This is a genomic window from Dactylosporangium sp. NPDC048998, assembly GCF_043197855.1.
In the GTDB taxonomy this organism is placed as follows: domain Bacteria; phylum Actinomycetota; class Actinomycetes; order Mycobacteriales; family Micromonosporaceae; genus Dactylosporangium.
In genome coordinates, this window is record NZ_JBICTV010000072.1 from 1 (window position 1) to 13,370 (window position 13,370).

Below are 13,370 nucleotides of genomic sequence, written 5' to 3' on the forward strand. Positions count from 1 at the left end.
TCCACCACCCGCAAACACGGCATCAACGCCCTCGAAGCCCTCACCGATCTCCACAATGGACGGACCTGGCTACCAGGAACCAGCTGAACAGTTACTTTCTATCGGGGCGTTCGATGATCTGCTATGCGCATCGACGATGCGGTCCGGGGCCAGCTCGTCACGAGGTTCGAGGTGCTGCTGCCGCATCTGAACGAGCGTCAGCAGCGGTTGGCCCTCGCGACCGAGGCTCGTCTACTCGGCCATGGCGGCGTGCGGGCAGTCGCGGACGCGGCAGGAGTCAGCACAACCACCGTGCGTCGAGGCGTGGCGGAGCTGGAAGCTGGTGAGGATCCGCTGCCGGCCGGGCGTGCCCGGCGGCCGGGTGGCGGACGTAAACGCGCCACTGAGCACGACCGTGAGTTGGTTGCTGCGTTGCTGGCGTTGGTGGAACCGGACGAGCGCGGGGATCCAATGTCGCCGCTGCGCTGGACGACCAAGTCGCTGCGACACCTGGCCGCGGAACTGACCAGGCAGGGGCATCCGGTGTCCGCACCAACGGTGGGCCGGCTGTTGCGGGCAAACGGCTTCAGCCTGCAAGGCACCGCCAAGACGCTGGAAGGCGAGCAGCATCCCGACCGCGACGCGCAGTTCCGGTACATCAACGAACAGGACAAGGCCCATCAAGACGCCGGAGCACCGGTCATCAGCGTCGATGCGAAGAAGAAAGAACAACTCGGGCAACTTTCCGCGGCGGGCCGTGAATGGCGCCCGAAAGGTGATCCGGTCCGGGTCGAGGACCACAGCTTCTTCACCACCGGCCCCGAGGCGCAACAGGCCATCCCCTACGGCATCTACGACCTGACGGCGGACAGCGGGTGGGTGAACGTCGGGGTCGATCACGACACCTCCGCCTTCGCCGTCGCCTCCATCCGGCGTTGGTGGCAGGCGCGAGGGGCGGCCGACTATCCGGGCGCGACCAAGCTCTTGATCACCGCCGATGCCGGCGGGTCCAACAACCACCGCTACCGGCTCTGGAAGGCCGAACTAGCTGCGCTGGCGTCGGACATAGGTCTGACGATCACGGTCTGCCATTTCCCGCCGGGCACGTCGAAATGGAACAAAATCGAGCACCGGCTGTTCTCCCAGATCACGATGAACTGGCGGGGGCGACCGCTGACCAGCCATGAGGTCGTCGTGGCGACCATCGCCTCGACCCGCACCCGCACCGGACTGCGGGTGGAGGCCGAACTGGACACCCGTAGCTACCCCCTTGGGCTGTCGGTCACTCGCGAACAGCTTCGGTCGCTGTCCATCGTGGCCCACGCACAACGCGGCAGCTGGAACTACACCGTGCACCCGGCCGGCACCGCCCCGACGGCCGAGGGCCACGCCGATCAGCGTGCCCACACCAGACAAGCGGCCCTGCAGGTGCTCACCGACGAGCGGCTCACCGGAATGCGACCGGCCGAACTCGCGCAGCTTGCCGTGCTGCTCGCCCCCGCCCAGGCCGCCCAGGCAGCACAACGCCGTTACGAACAACGCGGCGGGCAACGCCGCCGCGCCCCCGGCGCGGGCAGCCGTGGCCTGCTCACCGACGCCGACCGAGTCCTCGTCACGGTCGTCTACCTGCGCCAGGTCTGCAGTCAGAACGTGCTGTCCGACCTGCTCGGCGTCAACACGAACTCGATCGGCCAGGTCATCGCCGAGACCCGCCAACTGCTCACCGAGCACGGCCACACGATCGCGCCGGGCGCGTTACGGTTCACCACCGCGACCGCGCTGACCGCCTTCGTGTCCAGCAGCGACCACAACCCCGTTCGCTCCCGGGTTCCCGGCCTGCTCACCCATCCCGCCCTGACTGGAATGCCTCCGGCTGACCTCGCCGCGATGACCCAGCGCGTCGCGCACCTGCAGGCCGCCCGGACCGAACGCCACCGTCACCGCCGCCGCGGCGGGGAACGCCTGCCCGGAGCCCGCGGCGGCGTCTTCAACCAGAAGATCACCGACGCCGAACGCGTCCTCGCCACGGTGCTCCACCAGCGCCGCGTATGCACCCAAGACGTCCTGGCCGACCTGTTCGACGTCAGCCGACGCACCATCGGCAACGTCGTCCGCGAGGTCGGCCCGATCCTCGCACAGGACGGGTACATCGCTGCGCCCGGTGCACCACAATTCACGACCGCGGCCACACTGCTCGAGTCCCTGACCACCGACATTCTCAATGCATCGACACCAGCCAGTTGATTCTTTACGGGTCCACAAGATCGCCAACGTCCTCGCCGCGCTGCCCAAGTCCGCACACCCCGGCGCCAAACGGGCCCTGGCCGAGATCTGGAACGCCGAGGACCGTGACCACGCCCGCCGCGCCGTCGCGGCGTTCAAGCTCGCCTACGGCGCGAAGTTCGGCAAGGCCGTCGCCAAGGTCACCGATGACCTCGACGAACTTCTGGCGTTCTACGACCTCCCGGCAGAGCACTGGGTGCATCTGCGCACCACGAACCCGATCGAGTCGACCTTCGCCACCGTCCGGCACCGCACCAAGATCACCAAGGGGCCCGGGTCCAAGGCCGCCGGCCTCGCGATGGCCTTCAAACGGCTCCGTTGCATTGAGCGTCGGCATGATCGAGGCACGCTTGACCGGTGAAGCTGCCGACCCTTCGTCGCCCGTGGCTGCCTCCGAAGTCGGCGTTCGCTGGGTTTCGGTTCCCACGGGAGGTGATCGTGCTGGCCGTGCGCTGGTACCTGCGCTATGGCTTGTCGTACCGCGACGTGGAGGAGTTGCTGGTCGAGCGTGGCGTGGAGGTCGATCACGTCACGGTCTTCCGATGGGTACAGCGGTTCACGCCGCTGCTGGCCGACGCCGCCCGGTTCTGCCGCCATTCACCCGGTGATCGGTGGCATGTCGATGAGACGTACGTCAGGGTCAACGGGGTGTGGCGGTACGTGTACCGGGCGGTCGACCAGTACGGGCAGGTCATCGACGTGCTGGTCTCGGCGCGCCGTGATGCCGGCGCGGCGCGGAGGTTCTTCCGACGGGCGCTGTCGACGTTGAAGGTGACACCCGATGAGGTCGTCACCGACGCCGCCGCGGTCTACCCCGGCGTGCTGGATGAGCTGATCCCGCAGGCGTGGCACCATGTCGAGCGGTATGCCAACAATCCGATCGAGGCTGATCACAGCCGGCTCAAGCAGCGGCTGAGACCGATGCGCGGACTACGAACCGACAACACAGCACAAGTGGTCGTCGCCGGACACGCGTTCATGCAGAACCTCCGCCGCGGACACTACGAACTCGCCGTCGACGCCCCGCCCGCTCTGCGCGTCGCCGTTGCGTTCAACGAACTCGCCCAAGCGATCTGACCGCGGACCCCACGGGCCAACCGCGTCCGCCGATCCCACAACGCAACGGCGCCCTTCGGGCTCGCCCAAATCCGCAGCTCAACCGCACTGCGCTCGACCCGCTCGACCGTCACGCCGGCCAGCTGCGGCAACAGCACCTCAAGGCATCGATCATCGCACCGGCAGCACGGTACACAGTGGACAATCAGCGATCCCTCAAGGGACCAACTTCAATCAACCAAAGTGGGCCAGATCCAAATTTCAGCCGCCGTTGACACCTGGCCACCGGGGAGCGCTACGACGAGCAGCGCGCGTTCCCGTGCCACTCCGCTGGCCCGGGCAGGTGAAGCGCGACAGGCGAGGACGGTGGCGGCGGCCGGGACATCTGAGTCATCCCGAGCCCGGCAGACCGCAGCTCTGACACGGGAACGATGCCCCGGCCGCTTCTGGCCGCTCCCTGCCGCGCTCAGCTACCCCCGTTATCTCCGGCATCGGTCGCTCCCGGCGCGCGGGGGCCGCACCCGGGCCTTATCGCCGATTCACGGCCGCGGCGTGCGCAGTTTGGCCTACGGCTTCAATCCACGCGTGACCTGGGCAATCGGTATGAGCGGGCTACCATGCCTGACGCATCAATGGTTTGATGTCTGCCCATGAGGATGGAGCGGATGCTCGTCGGCGCGGCGGTGGCGGCGACGGTGTTGACTGGTGGCTGCGGGTCGTCGGACACCACCGGTGACGCGTGTGCCGATGTTCGGAGCACCTTGACTCGCTACACGACTGACGCGCCTGAGTACAAGGCGATGGCGGCTGAGGTGGAGAAGGGGTACAACGGCACGAGCGATCCGGGCGAGGTCCAGGCGGCGCGGGACGCCTACTACAAGGCTTTCGGCAGCGCGTTGCGGCCGATCGCGGACGAGGCCAAGACGCCGGAGTTGAAAGAGGCGATCACGAACGTCGCAGACTCCTACGACAGGGGCCACGGCGACGTCCAAGCGCTCGATGCGATCCTCAAGCAGTGTCAGCACCAAGCATCAATAGGCCGGTCCACAGGTGCAGGCCGCGCGGTAATGCCGCGCCCGCGCAAGGTGAAGCAGGCGGCGTAGGCGAGCCGGCTGCCAAGCGGTGGGTGGGGCCCGCGGGGCAGTTCACGATCAAGCCTCATGAGCCGCGCTTGCCGGCGTGGACGCCCACTACGGGGTAGGGCTGCAGCCGGTCGGTCTGCGGCGGCCGGAGCGCGTCCGGCCAGTGCGTCGACGCCACGACCAGCCCTGACCAGCGCGGCCAGCAACGCCCGGGCGATCGACGCGCTGGACCGCCAGGCGCGGCCAGGATTATCGCGACGAGCGTGGCTGCGGCCAGGAAGGCCGCGATGGTGAACTACTCCAGGATGTCGGCGCTGTACCAGGCCATCCATCCGGCGGCGGCGCTGCAGACGACGGCGGCGATGAAAACGCCAGCGGACAGCAACACGGCGACATTGGATCACACCGCCTTCGCGTGATTAGCCCTGCCGGCGCGCTTGAGCGGCGCGGCGGTGCCGGGGATGTCGCTTCGGATTTCACCTGTTTCGGCCCCGTGGCGAATCCAGGATGGGTCCGGAATGTGGCATTCGCACACGGAAATTCGTGCTACGGAGTCGGTATCGGACAGCTACTCAGTGTCAGTTAGTTACGTGATGTCTGTCACGTGGAGCTGGCAAGGTGTGTGATGGTGAGCCGTCCGGTCGCCCAACCTGGTGACGGTTTGTAGCGGCGGTCTTTCAGCTTATTCCCAGGATCGGCGGTGATCTCTATCGTGCTGTCTGCATGATCGGCACGGGGGAGGTACCCATGATGCGTCGTCGGGCTGGATTCTCGCTTCGTCTGCTGGGGCGTGGCCGGGGTCGGTGGCTGGCTGGCGGTTCGGCCGTGGCGGTGTTGACGGCGGTGCTGGTGGCGCCGCCGGTCGCTGTGGCGGCCCCGCCTGTGTGGCAGCCGTCCCCGCCGCCGGCGGAGAAGTCGGTACCGGTGACGGGTGTGCCGGGTCGGGATGTGCCCCTGCCTGAGTCGGATCGGGAGCCGCATGCGTCGGCTGGGTCCCCTGCGTGGCCGGCGGGTGGTACGGCGTCGATCGCGGTGGACACCGGCACCCTTGGCGCGGCGCGGTCGGCGGTACCGGCGAAGTCTGGCGGGGCGGGTGCGGGTCGGGCTGGGGGGCTTGCGGTGCGGGTGCGCAAGCAGGGTCTGGATCCGTTGGATGCGCAGGCGGATCCGAAGGCGGAAGCTCGGCTGCTCACCATGCCGGGCCCGTCGGCGGTGCGGTTGTCGGTGGCTGGCCGGGCGGTCGCGGACTCGGCCCGGGTCCAGGGTGTGTTGTTCACGTTGGTGCGTGACGACGGCGGGTCCGGCACCGGCAAGGTTGCCCTGGATGTGGACTATTCCGGGTTCGCCTCCGCTTACGGCGGCGGTTACGGCGGCCGGTTGCGGCTGGTGCGCCTGCCCGGGTGTGTTCTGACCACTCCGGAGAAGCCAGAGTGTCAGGTGCAGACGCCGGTGGATGGGGCGGTGAACGAGGTTGCGGCGCAGGTGGTGTCGTTCGACGCCGCCGATGTCGCCGACGGTGCCGGGGCGGTGTTCGCCGCGAGCGGCGGGGCGGATGCGGTGGTGCCGTCGGGCGGTGCGGCGGGCTCGACCGCGGTGTCGTCGGGTGCGGCCCAGGCTGGGGCGGGCTCGACGGCGGGGTCGTCGCCGCTGGCTGCTGCGGCCGGTGGGCAGAGCGTGTACGCGCTGACCGCCGGCGCGTCCGGGCAGGGGGGCGACTACACGCACACGTCGCTGGCGGAGACCTACGGCTGGGCCGGGGGTTCGCAGGGTGGCGAGTTCAGCTACCAGGTGCCGCTCAAGGTGCCACCGGGTCTGGGTGGGCCGGTGGCGGATGTGACGCTGCACTACTCGTCGGCCAGCGTGGACGGGCGGACGGTGTCGAAGAACAGCCAGGCGTCGTGGGTCGGTGAGGGCTGGGACTACGCGCCGGGCTACATCGAGCAGGCGTACCGCCCGTGCAAGGAGGACCAGTGGTCGAACGACGACCTGTGCTGGTTCTCCGGCCGGGTCATGACGATGGCGTTCGGTGGGCGGTCCGGGCGGCTGGTGAAGGATGACGCGAACGGCAAGTGGCATCTGGAGTCCGACGACGGCTCTCGCATCGAACTGCTGACCGATAACAGCAAAGGCAACGGGGACTGGCTGGGCCGGTACTGGAAGCTGACCACGCTGGACGGCACGCAGTACTTCTTCGGCATGAACAAGCGCTACGCCGGCGACACGCAGCCGACCAACAGCGCCCAGAACGTGCTGGTGTACAGCAACCACGCTGGTGAGCCGTGCAAGAACGACGTCCACGACTGGTGGTCCGGCTGTGACATGACGTACCGGTGGAACCTGGACTATGTCGTGGACCCGCGCGGGAACACGATGACGTACTTCTATACAAAGTATCAGGGCAAGTACGGCAACTGGAACGGCACCGACACCCACGTCTACGACATCGCTGTCACGCTCGACCATATCGATTACGGCACCCGTGCCGGCGGTGAGGCGAGCTCGACCGCGCCGATGCAGGTGCTGTTCCGCAGCCTCGGGCGGTGCCTGACCGAGCCGTGCATGGATCATGCGGAGAACTGGCCGGACACGCCGTGGGACCAGTTCTGCGCGCTGGACCGCACGTCCTGCACGCAGACCGCGCCCACGTTCTGGACCCCGTACCGGCTGGACAACGTCACGACCAGGGTATGGTCACCGTCGACGAGCAGCTACCAGAACGCGGACGTGTGGTCGTTGCAGCACGCCTTCCCGTCCTCGGGCGAGACGAACGTACCGCCATCGCTGTGGTTCGATTTTCTGACCCATACCGGCTGGGACGGCGGCAACAGCCAGGCCATGCCCCGGACGCACTTCGGCGGGGACCGGTACCCGAACCTGGTGGCCAGCGCCGGACCGTACTACCAGCATTTCCGGCTGACCTACATCGACACCGGCACGGGCAGGACTACCACGGCGGCGTACTCGGCCCCTGAGTGCACCGTCTCCAACGTCAACGGCGTGCCCTGGGACCAGTTCCCGCTGCGCTGCTACCCGCAGTGGAACGGCGTCGGCTGGAACTACTACCAGAAATATGTCGTCACCAAGGTCACTGACATCGACGCGCTGACTAGTGCGCCGAACATCGAGACCAGGTACACGTACAGCACGGCCGGGTCGAGCACGAACACGCTGTGGCACTTCGGCACCGACGAGGCCACCGTCAGCGTTCACCGTTCCTGGACCGACTTCGCCGGCTACAGCACGGTGACGACGACCCGCGGCCCGGTGGGCGGACAACAGTCGATCACGAAGAAGTTGTACTACCGGGGCCTGGACGGCGACCTCACCGGTAGCGGGACCCGCCAGGCGACGATCACCGACTCGGTGAACCCCGCGGTCACCGATAGTGACGGGCTCCGTGGCACGGTCCGCGAGGAGCAGTCCCTCGACGGCACGGCGGTCCTCGCCAAGACGATCCACCAGCCGTGGCAGTCGGTCACCGGCACCCGCACCGCTACATGGACGCAGGGCACCATCACGTCGAAGTACACCCGTGAGGCACAGACCGACACCGGCGCGTGGCTGGCCGCCGGCAGCAGCTGGCGGTGGGCCCGGGCCACCCAGACGTACAACTCCTACGGGCTGAACGACACCAGCAAGAACTGGGGCGCGACCACCACCACGACCGACGACACCTGTACGACCTACACGTACGCGCCGCCTGACACCACCAAGTGGATGATCGACTATCCGGTGCAGGCGTTGACGACGAACTGCGCCGCCAGCCCGAGCGGCGCCGACTACCTGTCCGGCAGCCGGACCTTCTACGACAACCTCGGCTTCAATGTGACACCGACCAAAGGCCTGGCCACCAAGTCCATGAAGCTGGGCTCGGTGACCAGCGGGACGACCCTGAACTGGGTCCAGGACGGCCGCGCCGGCTACGACCCCGTCTACGGCCGGGTCACCGACACCTACGACGCGCTCGACCGGCAATCGACGATCGCCTACTCGCCGGCGAACTTCGCGGTCACCCAGACCACGGCCACCAACCCGCAGGGCCACATCAGCACCACGACTTACAACCCGCTGCGGGGCAACGCCACGTCGGTCACCGACCCCAACAGCAAGACCACCACGGCGCAGTACGACCCGTTGGGCCGGCTCACCAAGGTGTTCAAACCGCACACCGCCACGGTCAGCTACACGGCGTCGACGGCAACGCAGACGTTCACCGACATCATCAGCACCGGCACCGCCGTGGCGTTGACCGGCGACGACAACCAGACCCAGATCAGCCTGCCGTTCGCGTTCACCTTCTACGGCCAGACCTACAGTTCGGCGTGGCTGTCCACCAACGGGCTGTTGTCCTTCGCCGGCCAGGGCGACGACACGAACCCGCAACCACTGCCCAACCCCGACCCCCCAAATGCTGCGATCTATCCGTTCTGGGACGACCTGCTGCTCGACGCCGGCTCGGCGGTGGCCACCAAGATCACCGGCACCGCACCGAACCGGCAGTTCACCATCGAGTGGTCCAAGGCCCTGCTGTACGGCCGGTCGACACACGTCACGTTCACCGTCACGCTGAACGAGAACGGCGTGATCGTGTTCAACTACACCGACATCAACCCCAACGGGCACGACCAGGGCAGCGCCGCCACCGTCGGCATCGAGAACGCCACGGGGTCTGCGGCGACGCAGTACGCCTACCACCAGACCCTGCTGGCCGACAACAAGGCGATCACCTTCACCCCGAGCACCGGGGCGGCCGTCACCGTGCCCGACATCGAATACGCCTACATCCTGCGTTCCACCGGCGGGCCCAACGTCGTCACCACCAAGGTCCTCGGCCCGGCCGGCAATCAGATCACCAGCTACGAGCTCTACGACGGCCTCATGCGGCTACGCCAGACGCAGACCCCGTCGCTCTCGGCGCAGAACGGGCGGGTCATCGCCGACGTCCAGTACGACAACCGCGGCCTCGCGGCGAAACAGGCCACGTTCTGGAACAGCGCCGCACCGGCCGACACCATCGCCGGGTTCACCGACACCGACATCGACCTGCGCTCGGTCACCGTGTACGACAACCTCGAACGCCCCATCCGGGCCGAGCAGTGGTCCAAGACCAGCAAACTGTGGCAGACCCAGACCCAGTACGACGGCGACCGCACCACCGTGATCCCACCCGACGGCGGCGCCGCCGTCTCAACCTTCGACGTCTTCAGCAAGACCATCACCCTGGACCGCTACCCGACCAGCTCACCCACCGGCACCAAAGAATCCACCAGCTACACCTACGACCGCCTCCGACAACTCACCAAGGTCACGGACGCCGCAGGCAACCAGACCGACTACACCTACGACCTGCTAGGCAGGCGTGTCAGTCTTACCGACCCGGACGCCGGCACCAGCAGCTTTGTCTACGACGCCGCGGGCCAACTGACCTCTACGACGGACGGGCGCGGGCAGACGATCTCCCACGAATACGACAATCTCGGCCGGGAAACGGCCCGCTGGGCCGGGAACATCGGCACCGGCACCAAACTCGCGACCTTCACCTACGACAGCCTGACCAAGGGGCTGCCGACCTCCAGCACCCGCTGGGTCGGCGCAGACCAGTACATCCTCAGCGTCGACGGCTACAACGACCAGTACCAGCCGACCGGCCAAACCTGGACCATCCCCATGATCCAGGGCGCTCTCGCCGGCACCTACCAGATCGGCTACACCTACGACCTCGTCGGCAACCTCGCCACCATCAGCTACCCCAATGGCGCCGGCCTGAACGCCGAGACCGTCACCCACTCCTACACCACGCTCGGCGCGCCACGCTCCACGCTCGGCGCCACCTCGTACGTGACCTCGACCAGCTACGGCGGCCTCGGCCAGCTCACCCAGCGCATCAACGGCTCCAACGGCGCCGCCTCCCAGCTGACCCGCACCTACACCTACGACCCGGCCACCATGCGCCTGGCCAGCGTCAAATCACAGCTGCCGGACCAGGCCGTGCCAGGCCAGTTCACCACCATCGCCAACGACTCGTACGCCTACACCCCGACCGGCGACATCACCAAGATCACCGACCTCACCGACAACCAGTCCCAGTGCTACCGCTACGACGGCCAGCACCGCCTCACCGAAGCATGGACCGCTGTCGACGCCTGCGCCGCCAACCCCACCACCGGCGCCATCGCCGGCTCCGGCAAGTACCCGTACTGGGACAGCTATCAGTTCGACACCGCCGGACGACGCACCACCGACACCCACCGCACCAGCAGCACCAACGCCACCACCCATACGTTCCACTACCCAGCCGCCGGCGCCGCCCGCGTGCACGCCGCCACGTCCGTCGACTACACCGGCGCGATTAGCCGCACCGACAGCATGACCTACGACAACGTCGGCAACACCCAGCAACGCACCATCAACGGCGTCGTCACCGACTTCACCTTCAACCCCGAAAACCAGTTCGCCGCAGCCACCGTCCACGCCACCGGCGGCGACCAGCAAACCACCCACCTCTACGACGCCACCGGTAGCCTGCTCATCCGCAAAGACCCCACCGGCGCCACGCTCTACGCCGCCGGCCAGGAATACAAAACCACCGGCACCACCGTCACCGCCACCCGCTACTACACCCACGGCGGACACACCGTCGCCGTACGCAATAGCAGTGGCAGCTACCGGCTGGCCACGGACCACCAGGCATCCGCGAACCTGACCGTCAACGTCACCACCGCCGCTGTTCAGCGCCGCTGGTACACCCCATACGGCGACGACCGCGCCACCCAAGGCGGTTGGCCCACCGACCGTGGATTCCTCAACAAGCAAACCAACGCCTCCACTGGGCTGCTTGACGTCGGCGCCCGCGAGTACGACCCCAAACTGGGCACCTTCATCAGCCCCGACCTGGTGATCGCCCCTGGTGACCCGAGCACCTTCAACGCCTATGCCTACGCCGGCCACAGTCCGATCACCACGAGCGATCCGAGTGGCCTCATGCGCGACAGCGACGGCGGTGAAGCATGGATCCCTCAGCAGCAAACCGAGTGCGTGGGGTCCTGCCGCGCCGACAAACTCTCAAAATGCCACTACCAAAGTGCAAGCTGTACCGAATATACCCCGAATAGGGGGGGCTGGAGCCAATCCCAGCAGATCCTCAAGAATGGCACTGTACTCACGATGGAGGACGGCCGGAAATACATTAATGATGTCGATGTAACCGGTGCTCTGACGGTTTATGGAGCGCCTTCATATTCTAATCTCGCCACCGCTTTCGACAACTACGTCGGCGACCACCCGCCGCAAAATGGCGACTCGATATATGACGTTGACAACACAAACAGGGCGCTTTATTTGGCGTGGACCAGAGGCTATGCCGATAATCCGAAAAGCGACGATAATCTGTTCCGAGTCGAGCTATTCGGGGCGACGCCCGAAGGGGGCTGGGTCCTAGAGCACGTCATACTCGCCAACGGCGGCGGTATGGGACCAGCCGAGGTTCCAGTATTCCTGAGGGGGGGAGGCGCTGCCCGGGTGCGCGCCTGCGGGAACAGCTTCTCGCCCGACACAGAGGTCCTCCTCGCCGACGGATCTACCAAAGCAATCGCGGATGTCGAAGAGGGCGATCTCGTTCTCGCTTCTGACCCGGAGACCAATGCGACTGCGTCACACGTTGTTACGACGCTCCACGTCAATCTGGATATCGACCTCACAGTCCTGACGGTGCTCGACGAATCGACCGGTCAGATCTCCGTGCTCCGGACGACAGAAGGGCATCCCTTCTGGAGTAGTACGCGGCGCAGTTGGATATTTGCTGGTCAACTGGAGCCGGGCGAGCAACTTCGTTCCACTGGTGGACAGGACGGTCGAGTCCTGTTCCGTGAAAACTATGTCGGCTCGCAGTGGATGTACAACCTTACCGTTGACGCCTTGCACACGTATTATGTGATGGCAGGCGCCACGCCGGTCCTCGTCCATAATGATCCAGCGCCCCCGCCGCCTATGGTTCAGAACGCAATTGACGCATATAATAATGGTCAACTCACTCAGCGAATGACAGGCCCAAAGGACGCACAAGTGCTTGATTTCTTCCGGGGTGACACTGGGCCGATCGGAGCGCGCAGGTTCTGGAAGGGCGCAAAGATTTACGAAATGCCTGGTGGTGGTAACGATTGGCGGCTTCTGGTGAAATCCGACGGTACTATAGGTTGGGTCGGACCGACGGGAGGAGTGAGGGGTGCGGGCCATAACTACGACCGGATCTTCACGTACATGTCGCCTTGTTAAATTGCGAGAATGTTAATGTTCGATCAGCAAGCTATTGAGGCGTCACTTCAGACCGCGGGTATCGCCATGCTCGACTTCATATGGCCTTCATCTACATTGCCTGCCAGTGCAGCGTGGATGCTGACGGCTTGCCTTCCTGAAGACGGCAGAATCGACCGCGTGTTCGACCTTGACGAGCCCGATCTCACTGGGAAGGCGAACGGTGCTTGGTGGGAACTTGTAGTCGAGTACGGCTTACTCGACGAGGATCGAAATTTCCTCGTCTCTGTCGGTCCCGTGGATCAGGAGATTCCGGCAAGACCGCACTGGGCGCGTGTAAGACTGGAGCACGATTGGAACATCGTGGGTGGAGGTACCGACAATGGAGTGCTAGGTGGCCCTCCAGGCCGTCCGGGTTTCGTGATGTTGTCGCTGGATGAAGGCGTTTTGATTGGAGGTACTACATGGCATGACTCGATTGGCATTATCGCGCTTCCAAATCCGGTTGCTGCGAGCGCTATTCGAAAGTTCGTGGACCGGCTGTAGGTAGTTGTATTCGTCACGCAGCGGTTGAGCAATGCTCGAAACCTGTGGATGAGCGTCGGGAGGCGTACCCTCCCGGCGACGCTCCATGTCCAAGGAATCGAGTAGAGCCCGCGCGCCAACGCGGGCCGGGAAGGGTACGCCCGTGCTTACCGTAGTCAACCCGGAAGCGCCCGC

The 13,370-nt window shown here is 66.0% G+C and carries 6 protein-coding genes and 1 pseudogene; all 7 read left to right on the forward strand.

What is annotated here, in order from left to right; translation table 11 throughout:
* Positions 1–123: 123 nt before the first annotated feature.
* The 7 genes and pseudogenes from ACGFI8_RS47295 (at position 124) to ACGFI8_RS47325 (ending at position 13,196) form a co-directional block, all read left to right on the forward strand.
* Positions 124–2,223, forward strand: coding sequence for an ISAzo13 family transposase (locus ACGFI8_RS47295; protein WP_392815521.1), 2,100 nt, complete (start codon positions 124–126; stop codon positions 2,221–2,223).
* Between the two features lie 13 nt (positions 2,224–2,236).
* Positions 2,237–2,596: pseudogene (locus ACGFI8_RS47300) on the forward strand (transposase); the annotation flags it as partial.
* 53 nt (positions 2,597–2,649) lie between these two features.
* Positions 2,650–3,339 (forward strand): IS6 family transposase, encoded by a 690-nt coding sequence (locus ACGFI8_RS47305; RefSeq protein WP_392815532.1) that lies wholly within the window; start codon positions 2,650–2,652, stop codon positions 3,337–3,339.
* A 644-nt stretch (positions 3,340–3,983) separates the two neighbouring features.
* Positions 3,984–4,421 (forward strand): hypothetical protein, encoded by a 438-nt coding sequence (locus ACGFI8_RS47310; protein ID WP_392815524.1) that lies wholly within the window; start codon positions 3,984–3,986, stop codon positions 4,419–4,421.
* A 266-nt stretch (positions 4,422–4,687) separates the two neighbouring features.
* A complete protein-coding gene (locus ACGFI8_RS47315) occupies positions 4,688–4,819 on the forward strand; it encodes a hypothetical protein (protein WP_392815526.1) in 132 nt (43 codons plus the stop codon).
* A 1,591-nt stretch (positions 4,820–6,410) separates the two neighbouring features.
* Positions 6,411–12,671, forward strand: a complete 6,261-nt coding sequence (locus ACGFI8_RS47320; RefSeq protein WP_392815527.1) for a polymorphic toxin-type HINT domain-containing protein — start codon at positions 6,411–6,413, stop codon at positions 12,669–12,671.
* 9 nt (positions 12,672–12,680) lie between these two features.
* Complete coding sequence (locus tag ACGFI8_RS47325; RefSeq protein WP_392815529.1) at positions 12,681–13,196, forward strand: hypothetical protein; 516 nt, start codon at positions 12,681–12,683, stop codon at positions 13,194–13,196.
* The last annotated feature ends 174 nt before the right edge of the window (positions 13,197–13,370 follow it).